The sequence below is a fragment of the Pantoea sp. y20 genome, from assembly GCF_054903455.1.
The window spans coordinates 1,917,464-1,938,421 of record NZ_CM142816.1 but is presented as its reverse complement, the minus strand read 5'-3'; the positions used below and the strand labels follow the sequence as shown (position 1 = coordinate 1,938,421).

Sequence of the window (20,958 nt, the reverse complement as noted above, 5' to 3'; positions counted from 1 at the left end):
TCGTGGGGCGGCCAATTGGCCGCCCTTACACTTCGCCGCGCATCAGCTGCGGTGGCACAATCAAACTCTGAATCTCCGCTTCCGGCTGCGCCAGCCGCTGCAACATTCGCTCCGCCGCCCTTCTCCCTACATCACGCGCTTCACTACTGACAAAGGTCATGGTGGGATCGTGCAGCTCCCGCAGCGGATCGTCATTAAAGCCCACCAGCGCCAGCTGCTGCGTGTAGTAGCTATCCACCGCGCCTTCACCAAAGGTTCGCCCACAGCGTAACGCGCCAAAATAGCAGCCGAGCGCGGTGCTGCCGTTATGCGCCAGAATCGCGGTGATGCCGGGATGTTGACGCAACAACTGCAGCGTTAACGCGGACACGCTTTGCTGGCGATCGTCGCACTCGATAATCCAGTCGGACCGGAACGATAGGCCGTATTGCAGCAAGGTGGCGCAATAGCCGCCAATCCGCTCGGCGCGCGTCAGTGACGATCCCAAACCGCCCATCCAGGCGATGCGCTGATGTCCCTGTCGAATCAGATACTCCGTTGCCATGCGCGCCGCCTGGCTGTTATCGGGCCGCAGTGAGTCGACATTGTCGAGGCTGCTGGCGCGCGAAGCGCAAACCAACGCGATGTTTTGCTCCTGCGCCTGCGGCACTAGCGTTTCTGCTTGCGCCGCCGCGCCGCCGAGCACAATGCCTTCCGCGCCCTGAGCCACCAGCGTGTCAAAACAGCGTTTAAGGTGTTGTCCGTGCTGACCGCTTTGTGTCAGCACCAGCACTTTGCCCTGCTGCTCCAGCACTTCACTGAGTCCGGCCGTCATCGCGGCATAAAAGGGCTGGCTGAGGTCGCGCACGATCAGGCCGATCACGCCGCTTTCGCCGCCGCGCAAAATCGAGGCTGAGCGATTACGCACGTAGCCAAGCTGCTCAATCGCCTGATTAACGCGTATGGCCGTAGCGGGCGAGATGCGCCCTTTGCCGGAGAGCACCAACGACACGGTAGAGACCGACACCCCGGCGACCAACGCCACATCATGAATAGTGGTTTTCTGCTGGGACATAGTGTTCCGTTACCGACGTCCAAATTCAAAGAGATAAAACGTTACACTGATTGCACCAAAAATAAAGCCTGCAATTAGTCACTCTTTGTGATTATAGCCACAAAAATAAGTGGTAAAACGTTTTATCATCCTTGACCACATTGAAGCCTTTCACTTTTTATTGCAGGAGAATCTATGTCCGCCAGCCGCCCCAAAATGTCACTTTGGGAGTTTTTCCAAAGTCTGGGTAAAACCTTTATGTTGCCCGTCGCCCTGCTGTCGTTCTGCGGCATTCTGTTAGGAATTGGCAGTTCCCTCAGCAGTCATGATGTCCTGACGCTAATTCCTCTTCTCGATCAGCCTTTCCTGCAATACCTGTTTATCTGGCTGGCGAAGATCGGCTCTTTTGCCTTTAGCTATCTGCCGGTGATGTTTGCCATTGCCATTCCGCTCGGTATGGCGCGCGAGAATAAAGGCGTCGCCGCCTTTGCCGGTTTTGTTGGCTACGCGGTGCTGAACCTGAGTATCAACTTCTGGCTCAACATCAACGGCATTCTGCCAACCACCGATGCGGCGGTGCTGAAAGCCAATAACGTACAAAACATCCTCGGCATTCAGTCCATCGACACCGGTATTCTCGGCGCGGTGATCGTCGGTATCGTGGTGTTCTGGTTACATGAGCGCTTCCACAACATTCGCCTGCCAGATGCGCTGGCGTTTTTCGGTGGGACGCGTTTTGTGCCGATCGTTACGGCGATGGCGATGGGCGTGCTGGGCCTGGTGGTTCCGCTGATTTGGCCATTCTTTGCACGCGCGATTACCGGCCTCGGCTGGGTGATTAACAGCGCCGGAGAATTTGGTCCGATGATCTTCGGTACTGGCGAACGTCTGCTTTTACCTTTCGGCTTGCAGCACATTCTGGTGGCAATCATCCGCTTTACCGATGCGGGCGGCACCATGGATGTGTGCGGCAAAAGTGTTAGCGGTGCGTTAACTATCTTCCAGGCGCAATTGGCCTGTGCAGATACCCACGGCTTCGCCGAGAGCGCCACGCGCTTCCTGTCGCAGGGTAAAATGCCAGCCTTCCTCGGGGGTTTGCCGGGTGCGGCCTTGGCGATGTATCACTGCGCCCGTCCGGAAAACCGTCATAAAATTAAAGGCCTGCTGATTTCCGGCGTGGTGGCTTGCGTGGTGGGCGGTACCACTGAACCGCTGGAGTTCCTGTTCCTGTTCGTCGCGCCGGTGCTGTATTTGATCCACGCGCTGTTGACCGGCTTGGGCTTCACCGTAATGGCGATGCTGGGCGTGACTATCGGTAATACCGACGGCAACGTGATCGACTTCTTCGTCTTCGGCGTGCTGCACGGCCTCTCCACCAAATGGTATTGGGTGCCGGTGATTGCTGCGGTGTGGTTCGTGGGTTATTACGCCATCTTCCGCTTTGCTATCAGTCACTTCAACATCAAAACGCCAGGCCGCGAAGTGGAAACCAACAGCGTAGCGCAGCAGGTTAATCGCGCGGCTGTGGGTAAATCCGGCTTTAATACGCCAGCGATTCTGTCGGCGCTGGGCGGCGTGGAAAACATCGCCTCACTGGATAACTGCCTGACGCGTCTGCGCATTACCGTGGTCGATATGAGCAAGGTGGATGATGCATCACTGAAAGCCAACGGTGCGATTGGCGTGGTGCATGTTAATGCGACCAATCTGCAAGTGGTGATGGGCCCGCAGGTGCAATCGGTCAAAGATGAGATGGCACACTTGATGAGCGCGACGGTGTAATGATGCAGGATTTCGCTTTCAATCAGGTGGTGGATCGCCACGGTAGCTGGTGTACGCAGTGGGATTTCGTGGCCGATCGTTTCGGCGTGGCGGACTTGCTGCCCTTCACTATCTCCGATATGGATTTCGCCACCGCGCCATGCATCCTCGAGGCGCTGCAACAGCGCCTCGCACACGGTGTGTTTGGCTACAGCCGCTGGCAGCATGATGATTTTCTCTCTGCCATTCAACATTGGATGCGCAGCCGTTTCGCTACCGAAGTGGCGGCAGAATCGCTGGTTTATGGCCCGTCGGTGATTTACATGGTGGCGCAGCTGTTGCGCCACTGGACGCAGCCGGATGATGAAGTGCTGATTCACACCCCCGCTTACGATGCGTTTTATAACACCATCAATGGCAATCAGCGTCGCGTGCTGGAGCTGCCGCTGCAGCGCCACGCTAACGAATGGCTGTGTGACATGACGCAGCTGGAAAGTTTGCTGGCGCGTCCGCGCTGTAAAGTGATGCTGCTGTGCAGTCCGCACAATCCTGGCGGCAAAGTGTGGCGCGAAGATGAGCTGCGCCAGATGGCGGCGCTGTGCGAAAAGCATGGCGTTAAGGTGATTAGCGATGAAATTCATATGGACATGGTGCTGAGTGATGCGCAGCATACGCCCTGGAGCCAGGTAGCGCAGTCCGCCTGGGCGCTGTTCACCTCGGCCTCCAAGAGCTTCAACATTCCGGCGCTGACCGGCGCGTGGGGCATAATCCCTGATGAGCGCGATCGTCAGGCGTGGTTCCATGCGCTGAAGCAGCAGGATGGCTTATCCTCGCCAGCGGTAATGGCGCTTGCCGCTACCATCGCCGCTTATCGCGCGGGCGCGCCGTGGCTGGATGCGCTGCGCGCCCATTTGCGTGGCAACATGCAGCATATAGCGCAGCGCCTGAACACGGCTTTTCCGCAGCTTAACTGGCAACCGCCTGCCGCGACTTACCTGGCGTGGATCGATCTCAATCCGCTTGGCATTGATGAACAGGCGCTGCAACAGCGTCTGATTCATCAACACAAAGTGGCGATCATGCCGGGTTCGACCTACGGCGCGGCGAGTCGCGGTTATCTGCGTCTCAACGCCGGTTGCCCGCGCAGCAAACTGGATGATGGACTGGATCGCCTGATTGCCGGGCTAAAATCGTTCTAAAATGCCATGGATGCTGATTAATTCAGCATCCGTTTTGCTGTTTGCGCAAATCGCTGGCGCTGTTGCGCAAGATGTTTTTATAATCCTCTGCACTTTATGAAACTTAAGCGAGTGCGCCATGATTGATCCAAAACTCCCCCTTACCGACATTCACCGCCACCTTGATGGCAATATCCGCGCACAAACCATTCTCGATTTAGGTCGTCAGCATAATCTTGCGCTGCCCGCTGAAACGCTTGATGCATTGCGTCCGCATGTGCAGGTCACGGCTAATGAACCGGATCTGGTGAGTTTCCTGCAGAAACTCGACTGGGGCGTGAAAGTGCTGGGCGATCTTGATGCCTGTCGTCGTATCGCGCTGGAAAACGTCGAAGATGCGGCGCGCGCTGGCATTCACTATGCGGAACTGCGCTTCTCACCGGGCTACATGGCGATGACGCATCAACTGCCGATTGCCGGCGTGGTTGAAGCGGTGATTGATGGTGTGCGCGCCGGCATTCAGCAATACGGCGTTGATGTACGCCTGACCGGCATTATGAGCCGCACCTTTGGTGAAGAAGCTTGCCTGCGCGAGCTGGAAGCTTTGCTGGCACATCGCGAGGGCATCACCGCCGTCGATTTGGCCGGTGACGAGCTAGGCTTCCCAGGCAGTGAATTCCTCAGCCACTTTAATCGTGCGCGTGACGCCGGTTTCCGCATTACCGTTCACGCCGGTGAAGCCGCAGGTCCGGAAAGCATCTGGCAAGCGATTCGCGAGCTGGGCGCGGAGCGTATTGGTCACGGCGTGAAGGCGATAGAAGATCGTGCATTGATGGATTTCCTTGCTGAGCAGCGCATTGGGATTGAGTCATGCCTCACTTCGAATATTCAGACCAGCACCGTATCGTCGCTGAGCAGCCATCCGCTGAAAACCTTCCTGCAGCACGGCATTCTCGCCACCATTAACACCGACGACCCGGCGGTTCAGGGCGTTGAGCTGGCCCATGAGTATGAAGTGGCGGCACCGCAAGCGGGATTGACGGCAGAAGAGATGCGTCAGGCACAGGATAATGGTGTAACCATCGCGTTCCTGAGTGATGCAGAGAAAGCCGCGCTGCGCGCGCGCGTAGCGGGATAAAAAAAGGTGCGCATAACGCGCACCTTAGATCGTAGGGTCGCCATTCCTGGCGATCTTTTAACAGAATTAACGCAACGACAGGGTCTGACGCTTCTCGGCGGACTGCAAGCCCAGCTCGATCAACTCCATCACCTGAATCGCCTCTTCTGCCTGCACCGGATTCGCACCTGTGCCCGCAATCGCATCACGGATACCTGCGTAGTACGCCGGATAGTTACCTGGCAAGGTCAGCAGCTCTTTCTCCACCATCACATCGCCTTCCGCCAGCGTCAGCGTGCCGTTGCGCATGTCGTAGCCCCAATCTTCCTGCGGCGGACGTTCACCCGCTTTCAGACGATCTTCCTGCGGATCCAGCCCGTATTTCACGTAGCTGCCGCGCGTACCGTGCACCACAAAGCGCGCGGATTCCGCCGCCACCAGCATGCTGGCATGCAGCACCACGCGACGCGTAGGATAGGTCAACACTGCATGGAAGTAATCGGTGGTTTGCGCGCCCGGACGCAGTTCCGCCATATCGACATTGATCGCAACCGGCGTGCCAAACAGCTGCAAAGCCTGATCCAGCACGTGTGGTCCGAGATCGAACCAAATGCCGCTGCCCGCGCCTTTCATTTCACGCCAGCGCTGACGCACTTCCGGACGGAAACGGTCAAAGTGGGATTCGAAGTAACGCACTTCGCCCAGCGTACCGTCGTTCAGCAGGGATTTCAGCGTCAGGAAATCGCTGTCCCAACGGCGGTTATGGAACACCGACAGCAGCAGGCCTTTGGCTTTAGCCAGCGCATCCAGCTCACGTGCTTGTGACAACGTCACGGTAAACGGCTTATCGACCACCACGTGTTTGCCGGCGTTGAGTGCCGCTTTGGCTAATGGGAAGTGGGTGTCATTCGGGGTCGGAATAACAATCAGTTGCAGTGTCGGGTCGTCCAGCAGCGCTTGTGGATCGGAAACCACCTGCACTGACGGCCAGTCAGCATGCACTTTGCTGGCATCGCTGCTTGAGATCGCCGCCAGCTCAACATCCGGCGTACCGGCGATCAAGGGTGCATGAAAGGTTTTGCTGGCAAAACCGTAGCCGATTAGGCCGACACGTAATTTATCGCTCATTCTCATTCCTCTTGTTCGTTACCAGACTGATTTAAGACGAATCAATCTATAAGAACAAGGCAGAATCACCTGAAAACTCAGGAAATAGCACTCCGTGCGGATTGCCAGCTCTCGTGCGCCACCAACGCATCCTGCGCATCCTGGCTGCGGCGGCGGAAGTCGCTGGGGCTCACGCCAACGCGTTTGCGGAACACGCGCGAGAAGTAGAGTTGGTCATCGTAGCCCACTTCACGCCCGACGGAAGCGATCGGTTCCTGGGTGGTTTGCAGCAGCAGTTTGGCGCGGATCACGCGCTGATCTTCGCGCCAGCGCAGCAGATTAATGCCCATTTGCTCGCGGAACAGATGCGCCAGCCGTGACGGCGACAGGCAAACATGGCGCGCCACTTCTTCAATCTTCACTTCGCCCGCCAGATGATTGGTGACGTATTGGCAAGCTTCAATCACGCGCGGATCGCGGATCTGTTGATGGCTACGCGGATCCTCTTCCACCGCGCGCAGCAGCAAGCGCTCCAGCAGATTCATCGCCAGCTCTTCGGCGAAGCGACGACCGGAGTTGTGGGTTTGCTCGATGCTGGCGAACAGGCGATCAAACTCGGCACGCTGCGCTTCTGACAAATGCAAGCGCCCCACGCCCTGGCTCTCATCCTGCCACTGCAACCAATCGGTCCAGTAAGCGCGCGGGCGGAAATAGACCCAGCGATGGAACCAGCACGGGCTGTCTGGCGCGCGGCCGTAATAGTGCGGGGTTTTCGGTTGAAACAGCAGCAGATCGCCCGGCTCGCAGTCGAAGGCAGATTCGCCATCAAACACGCGCCCCTGACCTTTAATGGTCAGATTAAGGATGTAGCCTTTCATGCCGTGCGGACGATCGATAAAGAAATCGAGTGCGTCATTGGCATTAATCGGCGTTAAGCCTGCCACCAGCCAGGCATTGAACGCATAGCCCGGCAATAAGGGATTCTGCTGCTCACTTGGGGGTTCGCGATGGTACATAATGCCCTCACTTTTCGGTTTCACGGCGCTGAGCGTGCCCACTTTCCGACACGCTCAGCCTGGGTTATCAGGCGGCTTTACTTTTCTGTTTGTAGCGGTCAAAAATCACCGCCGCTAACAGTATCAAACCGCGCACTACATACTGTGAGAATGGCGAGATATTCAATAAATTCATCGCATTCTCAACCGTGCCCAGAATTAGCACGCCCGCCACTACATAGGAAATTTTGCCGATGCCGCCTTTCAGCGAGACGCCGCCCAGCACGCAAGCTGAAATCACAATCAGCTCGTATCCGAGCGAGGTCATGGGCTGGCCGCTGGTCATGCGCGACGCCAGAATGATGCCCGCCGCCGCCGACACTAAACCGGACAGAATGAAGATAATGATGCGCGTGCGTACCACCGGCACGCCGGCCAGACGCGCTGCTTCTTCATTGCCGCCAATCGCCAGCGTGTTGCGACCAAAGGTGGTTTTGTTCAGCAGGAAACCGAACAGCACCATGGTAGCGATGGTGAGCCAAATCGGTGCCGGCACGCCGAGCCAGTTGGCGTAGCCGAGGGTAAAGAAGCGCTCGTCTTCAATCCCCACCGCTTTGCCGTCGGAGAAGATGTAAGCCAGGCCGCGCACAATCTGCATGGTGGCCAGCGTGGTGATCAGGGCGTTGATTTTCAGCCGCGCAATGACGAAGCCGTTGATAAAACCGGTGGCCATGCCGAGCAGCAATCCGGCTGCCACGCCAATCCACAGGCTTTCGGTCATGTTGATCACCACCGCGGTGACCACACCGGCGCAGGCAATCACCGACGCCACGGACAGGTCAAAGTCGCCGGAAGCCAGGCAGAACAGCATGCCGCACGCCACCATGCCGGACATCGACATCGCCAGCCCGAGCCCTTTCATGTTGATGATAGAACCAAAGTTCGGCACGAAAATGGCACACACGATAAACAGCAGTGCGAACACCACCAGCATGCCGAAGTTGTCCCAAATCCGCCCCAGTTGCAGCCCGTTGCGCTGCACCGGTGGCGTGTTGGAAGTGGTAGATGAAGCCATTATTACTCTCCTTTACATCAGGCCACGGCGGCCGCTTGAGTGGTTTTCGGCATCGCCAGGCTCAGCGTCAGCTGCTCTGTGGCCGTGTCATGGGACAGTTCACCGGCAATGGAACCTTCACGCATCACCAGAATGCGGTCGGCTAATCCCATCACTTCCGGCAGATCGCTGGAGGCAAACAGCACCGCAATCCCCTTTTTCGCCAGTTGATAAATCAGGTTGTAGATTTCGTGTTTGGCACCGACGTCAATGCCGCGCGTCGGCTCATCGAGCAGGATCACGTTCATCTCTTCCGACAGCCAGCGGCCCAGAATCGCCTTCTGCTGGTTGCCTCCGGAAAGATTCATGATCAGCTGCTGCGGGCCTGGCGTTTTGATGTTGAGTGAACGAATGTGGATATCGGCGTTTTTCGCTTCCCAGCTCGGTTTGATCAGGCAACCAGCGGTGAGATTGTGGCGACGCGCGCTGATGTTGATGTTATCGCGCACCGAATGCACCGGAATGATGCCTTCAGATTTGCGATCTTCCGGGCACAGCATGATGCCGGCGCGGATGGCGTCGATCGGCTGGCGAATGTTGAGCTTTTTGCCATCCAGCGTCACGCTGCCGCCGCGCAATTTAGTGGCACCGAACAGCCCTTTCATCAGTTCACTGCGTCCCGCGCCCACTAAACCAAACAGGCCAACGATTTCACCGGCACGCACCGTCAACGAAATCGGCGTGCGCACGCCCTTTGCCTCCACCGCGTCCAGCTGCAGACGCACCGGGCCCAGTTCACGCGGCGCGTAACCATAAATATCCCCCAGATTGCGCCCCACCATCGCCTGCACCAAATCATCGTGATGGGTGTTTTTCATGTCGGTGAAGGTGCGCACGTAGCGGCCATCTTTAAACACGGTGATGGCATCGCTCAGGGCAAAAATCTCCTCCATGCGATGCGACACGTACAACACGGTGCGGCCCTGCTCGCGTAGCTGACGGATGACGCGGAACAAGTGATCAATTTCGCGCGCCGACAGCGAGCTGGTCGGTTCGTCAAAAGCGATGATGCGTGCGTTACGCGCCAGCGCTTTGGCGATCTCCACCATCTGCCATTGGCCGAGCGACAGATATTTCAGCGGCATGTCCGGATCGATATCCATGCCAAGATTTTGCAGCTGCAAACCGGCTTCATAGCGCAGCAGTTTGCGATTCACCAGACCGCGCTTGTGCGGCAGCTGGCCGAGATAGATATTTTCCGCCACGCTCATTTCCGGCACCAGATGCAGTTCCTGGTAAATGATCGCCACGCCGGCATCCAGCGCATCCACGGTGGTGTTGAAACTCTTCGGCTGGCCTTTAATGCGGATCTCGCCGCCGCTGGGCTGGTAGCTACCGCTGAGGATCTTCAACAGCGTTGATTTACCGGCACCGTTCTCCCCCATCAGCGCGTGCACTTCGCCGGCACGGCAGCTGAATGAGATGTCCTGCAGCGCTTTCACGCCGGGAAAGGTTTTGCTGATGCCATGAAACGACAGAAAGGCTTGATCTATGTTCATGGTGACTCCTCTAAGCCTTCATGCTTCGCACTGTAACTGCGTTGGCTGCGTGAACTTACCCCGGTCACTTACAAAAGTAAGCTCCCGGGGATAAGTGCACTTGCCGCCTTGTTACAGCACGAATCATTTTGGCTAAACATTTAGATGGTGCTGCTCAAACAACGAACAACGTGATTACTTCAGCCCTTTCTTATCCAGCTCGGCTTTGAAGTTATCGCGGGTAATCAGCACCACATCGGTGACCTCGGTGAACTTCGGCGGCTCCTGATCTTTGGTCACCCAGTTGTAGAGCATCTCGCTGCTCTTATAACCGTGCACGTCCGGGCTTGGCAGCAGCGAACCGTAGAAACCGGTGGCGGATCCTTTCGACAGCTCACTCACCGCATCAACACCGTTAATGCCGATACCGATCACATCGGGCGCTTTAAAGCCCTGGCCTTCGGTGGCGCGAACGCCGCCCAGCACGGTGTTATCGTTCATGCCGAGAATCAGCCAGTGTTTCACTTCCGGATGCTGCACCAGCAGCGAGTTACCGGCGTCAAAGGCGCCTGGGATATCATTGGATTTGGTTGGCACCTGATAGATCTGCTTCTCCGGGAAACCGGCGGCTTTCAGCGCATCCATCGAACCGCTGGTGCGACGGCGTGCGGTGTCGAGTTCGTTGGCGGTGATGGCCATCACGCCGGTCTCTTTCACATCCCAGCCGCGTTTCTGCATCTCTTTATACAGTTCCTGCCCCTGACGCTCGCCGATCTTGGTTGCCGCCATCATCACCAATGGCACGGTATCCATCGGCTTGCCTTTGGCGGTCACGAACTGATCATCGACGGCAATCACTTTCAGACCGTAACCGCGCGCTTTGGCGACAATCGCGGAGCCGAGTTTCGGATCTGGCGTACAGATGACGAAGCCTTTCGCGCCGCTGGCGGCCAGGCTGTCGATGGCGTTGAGGGTTTTCTCACCGTCGGGCACGGCAATTTTGATCACTTCAAAGCCGAGATCCTTGCCGGCTTTATCCGCGAATTTCCATTCGGTCTGGAACCAGGGTTCCTCCGGTTGTTTAACGAGGAAACCGAGTTTCATGGTCTCGGCGATAGCGGATTGTGACATAACCGCAGCGAGACCTAGCGCCGCCAGCGTTTTAGTGAATTTATGCATGATGCTCTCCGGCATAATGTTGTTTTAGGCTGTTATTAACCAATCGGTGTAAACGCTACCAATTAAACCATTCTGTGGGGTACAGCTAAAAATCAGCGCGTTAGCGCAAAGGTTGTACAAAGGCTGCGCAAACGCTGGGCTAGTTGTAGCGGGAATGGACAGGAAAAATGTAGAGCGGTATCACATCCCAAAACGATGACAAAATCCTCCATATATTCAGCAAATTTAACCGGTCGTTAACTTTTGCAGTGGATCACACATCCCCGCCGATGGCAGAAAAGTGCATATTCTCAGCGACTGATGACTAACCGCTTCTGCTGCCCCATTCCAGGATAGAGCCAGATAACTCACACAGGAGAATCCCAATGGGTGCTGGCGCCATAACAATTGGGCTGGATTTTGGCAGTGACTCGGTGCGTGCGCTGGCCGTGGACTGTCACAGTGGTAAAGAGCTGGAAAAAGCGGTGGTCAACTATGCACGCTGGGCCAACGGCGAATTTTGCGATGCGCACGCCAACCGCTTTCGTCACCATCCGCAGGACTATATCGATGCGTTAGAACAGGCGATTGTCACCGTGGTTAACGCCTTAACGCCTGAACAGCGCGCCGCCGTAGTGGGGATTGGCGTGGATTCCACCGGCTCGACGCCTGCGCCCATCGATCGTGATGGCAACGTGCTGGCGCTGCGCCCGGAATTCGCCACCAACCCCAACGCGATGTTCGTGCTGTGGAAAGATCACACCGCGATTGAAGAAGCCGAAGAGATCAATCAGCTGTGTCGTAGCGGTCGTTTCAACGATTACACCCGCTATATTGGCGGCGTCTATTCGTCGGAGTGGTTCTGGGCCAAGATACTGCACGTGTCACGCGCCGATGCTGCGGTACGTGACGCGGCAGTGTCTTGGGTGGAACTGTGCGATTGGGTGCCCGCGCTCCTCAGCGGCACTACCGCACCCGCGCAGCTGCGTCGTGGACGCTGTGCCGCCGGGCACAAATCACTGTGGCATCCGGAGTGGCAAGGTTTGCCGCCGGCTGACTTCTTCCGCGCGCTCGATCCTCTGCTGGTCGAGCAGCTTGATTCCCCCTTGTTCGCAGACACCTGGACCGCCGATGTGCCGGTGGGCACGCTCAGCAGCGAATGGGCGCAGCGCCTCGGCTTATCGCAACAGGTGATTCTTTCGGGCGGCGCGTTTGACTGCCACATGGGCGCGGTTGGTGCCGGTGCGCAGCCTTATACGCTGGTGAAAGTGATTGGCACCTCAACCTGCGACATTCTGATTGCCGACAGCGACACCGTTGGCGACCGCGCGATCAAAGGCATCTGCGGCCAGGTAGATGGCAGCGTAGTGCCGGGCGCGATTGGCTGCGAAGCCGGCCAGTCGGCGTTTGGCGATATTTATGCCTGGTTCAGCCGCCTGCTCGGCTGGCCACTGCAGCAGGCGGCGCAGCACCATCCGGAGCTGCAACCGCAGTTAGCCGCGCTGCAAAAAGATCTGATCCGCAATCTCACCGAAGCCTGGGCGGCCAATCCGCAACTCGATCATCTGCCGGTGGTGCTCGACTGGTTCAACGGCCGCCGCACGCCAGACGCCAATCAGCGCTTAAAAGGCGTGATCACCGATCTCAATCTCGGCACCGATGCGCCCGCGCTGTTTGGTGGCCTGATCGCCGCCACCGCGTTTGGCGCACGCGCCATCATGGAGTGTTTCGAACAGCAGCAGATTCCGGTGCAGAGCATCCTGACGCTCGGCGGCATCGCCCGCAAATCCCCTGCCATCATGCAGGCGTGCTGCGACGTCATGAACCGTCCGCTGGATATCGTCGCCTCTGACGAATGCTGTGCGCTCGGCGCGGCCATTTTTGCCGCCGTGGCCGCGGGCGTGTATGCCAATGTGCCTGCCGCCCAGCAGGTGATGGCCAGTCCGATTGATGTGACGCTGCAACCCAACGCCGCGCGCGTGGTGGTTTATCAGCAACTTTATCAACGTTATCAAAACTGGTGCCAGGCTGCTGAACCGCAGTACGCCGCGCGCACCGCATCCGCTCAGTAAAGGAGAGATTTAATGGGACAGCACAACGCACAACAGGTGTGGTTTGTTATTGGTACGCAGCACCTTTACGGCGCGGAAACCTTGCGTCAGGTAGAACAGCACGCCCGCCAGGTAATGGACGGATTGAATCAGGCCGGCACCTTGCCGGTGTCGCTGGTGCTGAAGCCGCTGGTGAAATCACCAGACGAAGCGCTGGCATTGTGCCGCGACGCTAACCACGATAATCAGTGCGTCGGCATCATTACCTGGCTGCACACCTTCTCGCCGGCCAAGATGTGGATTGGTGGCCTGAGCATCCTGAATAAGCCGCTGCTGCAATTCCATACTCAGTTCAACGCGGAGATTCCGTGGGACAGCATGGACATGGACTTTATGAACCTTAACCAAACCGCGCACGGCGGTCGCGAGTTTGGCTTTATCGGCGCGCGCATGGGTTTGCAGCACAGCGTGGTGACCGGTCACTGGCAGGATAAAGCCAGCCAGCAGCGCATCGGACGCTGGATCAATGCCGCGCTGGCAAAACAGGCCAGCCAGCAGCTGAAAGTGGCGCGCTTCGGCGACAACATGCGCGAAGTGGCGGTGACCGAAGGCGATAAAGTCGCGGCGCAGATTCAGTTTGGTTACTCCGTGAATGGCTGGGGCGTGGGCGATTTGGTCGAGGTGGTGAATAGCGTCAGCGATGGCGACGTCAACGCGCTGATCGATGAATACGAAAGCCAATATCGCTTCACCGATGCCGCCGCCGTCAACGGCGATAAACGTCAAAACGTACTGGATGCGGCACGCATTGAGCTGGGTCTGAAACGTTTCCTCGAAGCCGAGGGCTGCAAAGCCTTTACCACCAACTTCCAGACTTTGCACGGCATGACGCAACTGCCCGGTTTGGCGGTGCAGCGCTTGATGGGCCAGGGCTATGGATTTGCCGGTGAAGGCGACTGGAAAACCGCCGCGCTGCTGCACATTCTCAAGATCCAGGCAGGCACACGCGCGGGCGGCACTTCCTTTATGGAGGATTACACCTATCACTTCTCACCGGGCAATGATTTGGTGCTGGGCTCGCACATGCTGGAAGTGTGCCCGTCCATCGCCAAAGAGGAGAAGCCGCTGATTGATGTGCAGTTCCTCGGCATTGGCGACAAAGCCGATCCGGCGCGCATGATCTTCTCCACGCCGGCAGGACGCGCGGTGAATGCCAGCGTCATCGATCTGGGCGATCGTTTCCGTTTGCTGGTGAATGTGGTGGATGCGATCGAACAGCCCAAACCGCTGCCAAAACTGCCGGTGGCCCGTGCGCTGTGGCGTGCCCAGCCGTCGCTGGCCACCGCATCAGAAGCCTGGATTCTGGCCGGCGGCGCGCACCACACGGTGTTCAGCCAGGCGCTGGATTTGGATGATATGTATCTGTACGGCGAGCTGAATGGCATTGAAGTGCTGGTGATTGATGAGGAGACGCGCTTACCGGCATTTAAAGATGCGCTGCGCTGGAATGAGGCGTATTACCGCCTGGCACGTTGATTTCGTCCTCTGCGATATTCCCCTCATCCTAACCTTCTCCCGCAAGCGGGAGAAGGAACCGTTTTATAAACGCTGTCACTCCGAACTCAACGCCTGCTTTTGCTTCAGGGAAGAGTGCTGCTTATCGCTGCACCGGCGGCTCCCTCTCCCGCGCGCGGGAGAGGGAGCCGTTTTATAAACGCTGTCACTCCGAACTCAACGTATGCTTTTGCTTCAGGAAAGAGTGCTGCTTATCGCTGCACCGGCGGCTCCCTCTCCCGCAAGCGGGAGAAGGAACCGTTTTATAAACGCTGTCACTCCGAACTCAACGTCTGATTTGCTTTAGGGAAGAGTGCTGCTTATCGCTGCACCGTCGGCACCCTCTCCCGCGCGCGGGAGAGGGTTGGGGTGAGGGGAAGGCGGGTGAAGAAGTTAAGAGGTCAAACGCTTAACAGGTGCGTTCTGCTGGCGATCCCACATCACGGTGAGCAGGCGTTGTAGCGCGATAAACGCAAACAGCAGAATGCCGATGGCGATCTTGGTCCACCATGAACTCAAGGTGCCGTCGAAGTTAATCCACGTCTGAATCAATCCCTGAATCAACACGCCGAACAGCGTGCCCAACACCGTGCCCACGCCGCCGGACAACAAGGTGCCGCCAATCACCACCGAGGCAATCGCGTCCAGTTCCACACCCAATCCCGCTAGCGCATAGCCCGCCGAGGTATAAATGGAGAACACAATGCCCGCCAATGTCGCCAGCGTGGTCGACAACATATAAATCCTGATGGTGGTCGCGCGCGTTGACACGCCCATCAACTGCGCCGAAGTCAGGCTGCCGCCAATCGCATACACCTGATTACCAAAGCGCGTACGGTGCGCCAGAATAATCCCGCCGAGTACCACCACCAGCATAATCAGCGCCAGCAAACTCAGGCGTCCGCCGCCGGGGATCTTCCACGCCAGACTCGACAGCGTGGTATAGAGCGGATGATCGATAGGAATCGAATTCTCCGACACCAGATAGCTGCAGCCGCGCAGGAAAAACATCCCCGCCAGCGTAATGATAAACGCCGGGATTTTCAGCGCATCTATCAGCCAGCCCATCATCGCGCCAAACAGCGCGCCCATCGCCAGCACCAGCGCAAACGCCAGAAGCGGATCGAGATGATAATCACCAATCACCCGTGCCAGGAACACGCCGCTAAAGGCAATCACCGCGCCCACCGACAGATCAATGCCGCCGGACAAAATCACGAACGTCATCCCCACGGCGATAATGCCGAGGAAAGCGTTATCGGTGAGGATATTGCAGATCACGCGCGTTGAAGCGAAGCCGGGAAATTGGCTCAGGCAAAACAGATAACCCGCCACAAACACCAGCAGCGTGATCATCAAGGGCAGATGACGTTTCATCATTTCGGGCGTCTCCGTTTCAACATGGCAATAAAGCGTGGCGACTGCAGCAGCAATACGCACATCACCACCACCGCTTTCACCACCTGATTGAGTTCAGGCTGGAAGCCGGACAGCAAAATACCGGTATTCATCGACTGAATAATCAACGCGCCAATCAGTGAGAGCACCAGATTGAAGCGCCCGCCCATCAGCGAAGCACCGCCAATCACCACCGCTAAAATGGCATCCAGCTCCAGCCACAAACCGGCGTTATTGGCATCGGCACCGCGAATATCCGCGGCGACGATCATGCCTGCCACCGCCGCGCACATGCCGCTAATCACATAGGTCGACATCACCACCAGCCAGCCATTCACACCGGCATTGCGCGCCGCGCGCAGGTTGATACCGACCGCTTCGATAAACAGTCCGAGCGCGGTTTTGCGCGTCAGCAGCCACACCACGAGCGCCACCAGCAGCGTAATCCATACCGGCACCGGCAGCAGCCACAGCGAACCGCTACCAAACCACGCCAGGCTATCGCTGTTGAAGGTAACGATTTGGCCCTGTGTAATCAGCTGCGCCACGCCGCGTCCCGCCACCATTAAAATCAAAGTGGCGACAAACGGCTGAATTTTTAGTAGCGCCACCAAAATGCCATTCCATAAACCGCAGGCCAGGCCGGTACCGAGCGTCGCCAGAATGATGAACGCCAAACTATGCCCCGCCACCGTCAAGGTCGCCGCCGTTGCGCCGGCAATCGCCATCACCGCGCCCACCGACAGATCGATGCCGCCGGTGGCAATCACCAGCGTCATGCCAATCGCCAGCAGCGCCACCGGCGCGGCGCGATTGAGGATATCAATCGGGCTGCCGAACAAACGGCCATCCTGAATGTGAATGGCAAAAAAGTTATTCGCCACCAGGCTATCCACCAGCAGTACCAGAATCAGCGCCACAATCTGCGGCATGCCAGGCGGCAGCTTCGGCTTACGCCGTTCGGGTTTGTCATGTGTCATAGGGGATTCAAGCATGTTGTGCTCCTCCATCGGCGATGGCGTTGACGATCGCGGCCACCGACAGCTGCTCCAGCGGGATTTCGGCCACCTGCTTCAAATCGCGCATGATCAACACGCGATCGGCATAGCCCACCAGTTCTTCGAGTTCAGAGGAGATAACCAGCAGCGCCAATCCGTCGGCGCACAGGGTTTCAATTAAGCGAATGATTTCGGCATGCGCGCCGACATCGATGCCGCGCGTTGGCTCGTCGAGGATCAGAAATTGCGGTTTGGTCACCAGCCAGCGCGAAAGCAGCACCTTCTGCTGATTGCCGCCGGACAACAGCTCAACCGGCTGATCGGCATGCGGCGTGCGAATGCCGAGGCTCTTGATAAAGCGCTCGGCGATCTCCTGCTGCTCACGACGCTTGATCGGTCGCAGCCAGCCGCGCTGCGCCTGCAGCGCCAGAATGATATTTTCGCGCACCGACGCGCCACCAATGATGCCGTCGGTTTTACGATCTTCCGGACAGAAACCCATACCGAGGCGCGAAGCCTTGGCGGGCGTGCGGATGTTCTGCACTTTGCCCTTGATGGTCGCGGTGCCACGATCCGCCCGGCGAATGCCGAACAGCACTTCGGCGGTTTCGGTACGGCCTGAACCGAGCAGTCCGGCCAGTCCCACCACTTCACCCGGACGCACCTGCAGGTTGAACGGTTCAATGGTGCCCTTCTTGCCATAATCTTCAAATGACACCACCGGCTGATTGCTGCGCAGCGTGCTGCCCTGACGCTGCAAAGCGGTTTCCAGCAGCTCGCGTCCCAGCATCAACTTGATCAGTTCAATCTGCGGCAGCGTGGCGGTATCGCGCGTGGCAATAAACTGGCCGTTACGCAGCACGGTGATGCGATCGGTAATGCGGTAAACCTGGTCGAGAAAATGGGTAACAAAAATCAGGCTCATCCCTTTGGCTTTTAGCTGCGCCATCAAGGTAAACAGCATTTCGACTTCATTAGCATCGAGGCTGGCGGTCGGTTCATCAAGGATCAGCACCTGCGCGGAGAGATCGACCGCGCGGCAAATCGCAATGATCTGCTGCATCGCCACCGAGAAATGGCCCAGCGGACGCGTTACGTCGAGTACAAAGCCGTAGTTGCGCATCAGCGCATCGGCATCGCGCACCATGCGCTTACGTCCAATCATGCCTAAGCGCCGCGGCTCGCGGCCAATGTACAAATTATCCGCCACCGACATATTCGGCAGCAGGTTCACTTCCTGATAAACCGTGCCAATGCCCATCTCCTGTGCATCAGCGGTGTTGTGCGGCGTAATCGCCTTGCCGTTCAGGGTTACCGTGCCGGCATCACGGGTATACACGCCGGTCAGAACTTTAATCAGCGTGGATTTGCCCGCGCCGTTTTCGCCCAGCAACGCCATGATCTCGCCCTTGCGGATGCTGAACGAGACATTATCCAGCGCCTTCACGCCGGGAAAGCCTTTGCTGACGCCGCTAATGGTCAGCAGTGCGGTTTCATCGGAGGTGCTCATCAGGTTCTCCCTCGCCTTACGTCATCAAAAACCGCCCCGAAGGGCGGTTGCGGGGATCAGTAACCCATGCCTTTTTTGGTATCGAGCTGCGCCTGTGCGGAGTCCGGCAGATACAGTTTCGATTCTGTTTTGATGATTTTCGGCGGCATCGTGCCGTCCTTCTTGAATTTCTCCAGCGCGTCGAATGCTGGACCGGCCATATTAGGCGTCAGCTCCACGTTGGCATTGGCTTCACCGGCCAGCATCGCTTTATAGATATCTGGCACACCATCAATCGAACCGGTCAGGATATCTTTGCCTGGCTTGAGGCCAGCTTCTTTAATCGCCTGAATGGCACCGATCGCCATATCATCGTTATGCGCGTAAACCATGCAGATATTCTTGCCGTTGTTTTCCGCCTTGATAAAGCTCTCCATCACCTCTTTACCTTTACTGCGGGTAAAGTCACCGGACTGCGAGCGAATCACTTTGATATTGTCGTGGCCGGCGATGGCTTCGGCGAAGCCTTTCTTACGGTCAATCGCCACGCTGGCGCCGACGGTGCCTTGCAGCTCGACGACGTTACATTTTTTGTCCGCGACCGTTTTCACCAGCCAGTCGCCAATCAACTTGCCTTCCAGCACGTTGTCCGCAGTGACCACCGCCATGTACAGCGATTTGTCTTTCACCACGATGGCGCGATCGAGTAAGAACACCGGGATTTTGGCGTCTTTGGCTTCTTCCAGCACCGGTTCCCATCCCGTTTGCACCACCGGCGCAATGAAGATGGCATCAACGCCCTGCGCGATGAACGAGCGCACCGCTTTGATTTGGTTCTCTTGTTTCTGCTGGCCATCGGCGATTTTCAGCGTGATACCGCGCTTTTGCGCTTCACTTTTTGCCACATTGGTTTCTGCTGAACGCCAGCCAGATTCCGACCCAACCTGTGAGAAGCCCACCGTCATATCAGCAGCCAACACCGACGTACTCAGTGCCGAGCTCACCATGGCGGTCAAGAGTAAACGTTTCCACATAATTTCATTCCTCTGAAGGGAGTGTGTTGTAGGGGTACAAAACGCGAATTAAGCCTGGCTGAAAAGCGCGTAAACAAGCGCGACATACTTCACAAATCAGAGTGAATTAAAGGAGTTACGTGAACAGGCAATGCTTTATAGATCGTGGCATTATGGACAAAATGCCTGCTAATTATTGCGGAGGGCGTTAAATAAATGTAATAAACAGAATCGGTTATGCTTCTCACTTCTGGAAACGATTACAGCGGGCGCGTAAAGAATGGTTATGGTCTGCAGCGACAATCAATTATTGGTTTTGTGACTGCTCGCACAGAATGTGAGTGCCGGTTTCACGGCGTGTGCATAAATTTGCTGACCAGAGCGGAATAAACAGCGGATTCATTCGCAGCACGATCGCAAATACCTATTATAGAGACGGAGAAATAACGGCTTTCCAATAATGTGTTAATAGCGTGTGATTTTCTCACAAGCCCGCTAAATACCGGCCTCAATTTGCCTTAAATCGTACTTTATATGCGCGTTTAAAACGCGTAAAAGGCAAAAAAGTGTCGTTTCATGAGCGAATTAGCGCATGTTGTCTGAATTTTGTATTTTTTTATGAGTCGCGTATGGACTCTCGCTGCGTGCTCCCTATACTTGGGCACTTCCAAGTACTTTATATTTAAATGGCAATCATGACTGCATTAGATTACCTGCTGAAATTCCGCAAAGTGAATAATCTCGATAGTCTGGAAAAACTCTACGACCATCTGAATTATTCGCTGACTGATGATAAAGAGATCATCAATATGTATCGCGCTGCCGACCATCGACGTGCTGAACTGGTCTCTGGCGGACGTCTGTTCGATATGGGCCGCGTGCCGAAAACCGTCTGGCGTTACGTGATCTAATTGATTTATCCCCTCTCTATCTGCGCTCTTGCGTTGTCCAGGTCGGGCGTGCCCCGTTTGGACATGATACGCTCTGCATCGCCCTCTTCTCTGCAAACAGGATCTTGTCGATGACCCAACTGGTGAACCCGCCACGTATTGCTGGCTGGCTACTGCTGCCGCTGGCGTGGCTGATCATGACCATGCTGACCAGTGCGCTGGTGGTGGCGATGTATCTGAGTCCGCTGTTTAAACCCGAATTACGCACGACGCTGTTCTCACACGGCGGCACTTTGCTGACGCAATGGTCGATCTCGCTGCTGACTGCTGCGGTGGTATGGGCGTATAGCATTTGGGTGTGCTGGATTTTCTGTAAACGTTCGCGTCGCTTACCGCGCCATTACATTCTGTGGCTGCTGATGACCATCTTGCTGGCGTTAAAAACCTTTGCCTTCACGCCGGTGGCCGATGGCAAAGCGATTCAGACTTTACTGCTGTCGCTGCTGGCGGCTGCGGTGTTTGTGCCCTATTTCAAACGCTCTCAGCGCGTAAAACAGACGTTTATCCAGCCATAATGACGTGAGTTTCGTCAGCAATTTAATTCTGAGTGCTCTCAATGCTCAC

At 56.8% G+C, this 20,958-nt stretch carries 17 protein-coding genes; 7 read left to right on the top strand and 10 right to left on the bottom strand.

Features of this window, described 5'->3' with window-relative positions; translation table 11 throughout:
• Nucleotides 1-25: 25 nt before the first annotated feature.
• Nucleotides 26-1,054, bottom strand: coding sequence for a Mal regulon transcriptional regulator MalI (gene malI / locus ACYAC5_RS09145; RefSeq protein ID WP_462062859.1), 1,029 nt, complete (start codon nt 1,052-1,054; stop codon nt 26-28).
• Nucleotides 1,055-1,228: 174 nt separating this feature from the next.
• Between malI and malX the strand changes: the two genes are divergently transcribed.
• From malX to add, 3 genes are all read left to right on the top strand, one after another.
• Nucleotides 1,229-2,815 carry a maltose/glucose-specific PTS transporter subunit IIBC gene (gene malX / locus ACYAC5_RS09140; RefSeq protein WP_462062858.1) on the top strand — a complete coding sequence of 529 codons (1,587 nt, stop codon included), beginning with the start codon at nt 1,229-1,231 and terminating at the stop codon, nt 2,813-2,815.
• Nucleotides 2,815-3,993 carry a MalY/PatB family protein gene (locus ACYAC5_RS09135; protein ID WP_462062857.1) on the top strand — a complete coding sequence of 393 codons (1,179 nt, stop codon included), beginning with the start codon at nt 2,815-2,817 and terminating at the stop codon, nt 3,991-3,993. Before malX ends, ACYAC5_RS09135 begins: the two co-directional genes overlap by 1 nt.
• A 118-nt stretch (nt 3,994-4,111) precedes the next feature.
• The gene (gene add, locus ACYAC5_RS09130; RefSeq protein ID WP_101764511.1) at nt 4,112-5,110 is read left to right on the top strand and encodes an adenosine deaminase; all 999 of its coding nucleotides are present in this window, start codon (nt 4,112-4,114) and stop codon (nt 5,108-5,110) included.
• 66 nt (nt 5,111-5,176) lie between these two features.
• On the opposite strand, the gene ACYAC5_RS09125 is transcribed toward add, so the two are convergent.
• From ACYAC5_RS09125 to ACYAC5_RS09105, 5 genes are all read right to left on the bottom strand, one after another.
• Entirely contained in the window at nt 5,177-6,217 is a 1,041-nt protein-coding gene (locus ACYAC5_RS09125; protein ID WP_061720150.1) for an oxidoreductase, read from the bottom strand.
• A gap of 77 nt (nt 6,218-6,294) precedes the next feature.
• On the bottom strand, nt 6,295-7,212 hold the full coding sequence (araC, locus tag ACYAC5_RS09120; RefSeq protein ID WP_101764513.1) for an arabinose operon transcriptional regulator AraC: 918 nt from the start codon (nt 7,210-7,212) through the stop codon (nt 6,295-6,297).
• Between the two features lie 67 nt (nt 7,213-7,279).
• Entirely contained in the window at nt 7,280-8,266 is a 987-nt protein-coding gene (gene araH, locus ACYAC5_RS09115; protein WP_008110235.1) for an L-arabinose ABC transporter permease AraH, read from the bottom strand.
• Between the two features lie 17 nt (nt 8,267-8,283).
• Nucleotides 8,284-9,804 carry an L-arabinose ABC transporter ATP-binding protein AraG gene (gene araG / locus ACYAC5_RS09110; RefSeq protein ID WP_192411919.1) on the bottom strand — a complete coding sequence of 507 codons (1,521 nt, stop codon included), beginning with the start codon at nt 9,802-9,804 and terminating at the stop codon, nt 8,284-8,286.
• 174 nt (nt 9,805-9,978) lie between these two features.
• On the bottom strand, nt 9,979-10,962 hold the full coding sequence (locus ACYAC5_RS09105; RefSeq protein WP_101764515.1) for an arabinose ABC transporter substrate-binding protein: 984 nt from the start codon (nt 10,960-10,962) through the stop codon (nt 9,979-9,981).
• 365 nt (nt 10,963-11,327) lie between these two features.
• Here ACYAC5_RS09105 and ACYAC5_RS09100 point away from each other — a divergent pair, with 365 nt between their 5' ends.
• Together ACYAC5_RS09100 and araA are read left to right on the top strand one after the other, a co-directional pair.
• A complete protein-coding gene (locus tag ACYAC5_RS09100) occupies nt 11,328-13,013 on the top strand; it encodes a ribulokinase (protein WP_462062855.1) in 1,686 nt (561 codons plus the stop codon).
• Nucleotides 13,014-13,025: 12 nt separating this feature from the next.
• Nucleotides 13,026-14,528 (top strand): L-arabinose isomerase, encoded by a 1,503-nt coding sequence (gene araA / locus ACYAC5_RS09095; protein WP_277974804.1) that lies wholly within the window; start codon nt 13,026-13,028, stop codon nt 14,526-14,528.
• Between the two features lie 411 nt (nt 14,529-14,939).
• On the opposite strand, the gene yjfF is transcribed toward araA, so the two are convergent.
• The 4 genes from yjfF to ytfQ are packed head-to-tail and all read right to left on the bottom strand — an operon-like array spanning nt 14,940 to nt 19,465.
• Nucleotides 14,940-15,926 (bottom strand): galactofuranose ABC transporter, permease protein YjfF, encoded by a 987-nt coding sequence (yjfF, locus tag ACYAC5_RS09090; protein ID WP_101764518.1) that lies wholly within the window; start codon nt 15,924-15,926, stop codon nt 14,940-14,942.
• Nucleotides 15,923-16,939: a galactofuranose ABC transporter, ATP-binding protein YtfT gene (gene ytfT / locus ACYAC5_RS09085; protein WP_192411921.1), complete on the bottom strand. Its 1,017-nt coding sequence runs from the start codon at nt 16,937-16,939 to the stop codon at nt 15,923-15,925. The genes yjfF and ytfT overlap by 4 nt, the downstream gene beginning before the upstream one ends.
• On the bottom strand, nt 16,932-18,452 hold the full coding sequence (locus ACYAC5_RS09080; protein ID WP_462062853.1) for a sugar ABC transporter ATP-binding protein: 1,521 nt from the start codon (nt 18,450-18,452) through the stop codon (nt 16,932-16,934). Before ACYAC5_RS09080 ends, ytfT begins: the two co-directional genes overlap by 8 nt.
• A gap of 56 nt (nt 18,453-18,508) precedes the next feature.
• Complete coding sequence (gene ytfQ, locus ACYAC5_RS09075; RefSeq protein WP_008110249.1) at nt 18,509-19,465, bottom strand: galactofuranose ABC transporter, galactofuranose-binding protein YtfQ; 957 nt, start codon at nt 19,463-19,465, stop codon at nt 18,509-18,511.
• Between the two features lie 674 nt (nt 19,466-20,139).
• On the opposite strand from ytfQ, the gene ydgT reads away from it, so the two are divergent.
• Both ydgT and ACYAC5_RS09065 read left to right on the top strand, forming a co-directional pair.
• Nucleotides 20,140-20,355, top strand: coding sequence for a transcription modulator YdgT (ydgT, locus tag ACYAC5_RS09070; RefSeq protein WP_167391211.1), 216 nt, complete (start codon nt 20,140-20,142; stop codon nt 20,353-20,355).
• A gap of 110 nt (nt 20,356-20,465) precedes the next feature.
• On the top strand, nt 20,466-20,909 hold the full coding sequence (locus tag ACYAC5_RS09065; RefSeq protein WP_101764523.1) for a DUF2569 domain-containing protein: 444 nt from the start codon (nt 20,466-20,468) through the stop codon (nt 20,907-20,909).
• Nucleotides 20,910-20,958: the final 49 nt, after the last annotated feature.

Coding starts and splice junctions, on each gene's coding strand:
- malI (WP_462062859.1), bottom strand. CDS start 1,054: ATGTCCCAGCAGAAAACCACTATTCATGATGTGGCGTTGGTCGCCGGG.
- malX (WP_462062858.1), top strand. CDS start 1,229: ATGTCCGCCAGCCGCCCCAAAATGTCACTTTGGGAGTTTTTCCAAAGT.
- ACYAC5_RS09135 (WP_462062857.1), top strand. CDS start 2,815: ATGATGCAGGATTTCGCTTTCAATCAGGTGGTGGATCGCCACGGTAGC.
- add (WP_101764511.1), top strand. CDS start 4,112: ATGATTGATCCAAAACTCCCCCTTACCGACATTCACCGCCACCTTGAT.
- ACYAC5_RS09125 (WP_061720150.1), bottom strand. CDS start 6,217: ATGAGCGATAAATTACGTGTCGGCCTAATCGGCTACGGTTTTGCCAGC.
- araC (WP_101764513.1), bottom strand. CDS start 7,212: ATGTACCATCGCGAACCCCCAAGTGAGCAGCAGAATCCCTTATTGCCG.
- araH (WP_008110235.1), bottom strand. CDS start 8,266: ATGGCTTCATCTACCACTTCCAACACGCCACCGGTGCAGCGCAACGGG.
- araG (WP_192411919.1), bottom strand. CDS start 9,804: ATGAACATAGATCAAGCCTTTCTGTCGTTTCATGGCATCAGCAAAACC.
- ACYAC5_RS09105 (WP_101764515.1), bottom strand. CDS start 10,962: ATGCATAAATTCACTAAAACGCTGGCGGCGCTAGGTCTCGCTGCGGTT.
- ACYAC5_RS09100 (WP_462062855.1), top strand. CDS start 11,328: ATGGGTGCTGGCGCCATAACAATTGGGCTGGATTTTGGCAGTGACTCG.
- araA (WP_277974804.1), top strand. CDS start 13,026: ATGGGACAGCACAACGCACAACAGGTGTGGTTTGTTATTGGTACGCAG.
- yjfF (WP_101764518.1), bottom strand. CDS start 15,926: ATGATGAAACGTCATCTGCCCTTGATGATCACGCTGCTGGTGTTTGTG.
- ytfT (WP_192411921.1), bottom strand. CDS start 16,939: ATGCTTGAATCCCCTATGACACATGACAAACCCGAACGGCGTAAGCCG.
- ACYAC5_RS09080 (WP_462062853.1), bottom strand. CDS start 18,452: ATGAGCACCTCCGATGAAACCGCACTGCTGACCATTAGCGGCGTCAGC.
- ytfQ (WP_008110249.1), bottom strand. CDS start 19,465: ATGTGGAAACGTTTACTCTTGACCGCCATGGTGAGCTCGGCACTGAGT.
- ydgT (WP_167391211.1), top strand. CDS start 20,140: ATGACTGCATTAGATTACCTGCTGAAATTCCGCAAAGTGAATAATCTC.
- ACYAC5_RS09065 (WP_101764523.1), top strand. CDS start 20,466: ATGACCCAACTGGTGAACCCGCCACGTATTGCTGGCTGGCTACTGCTG.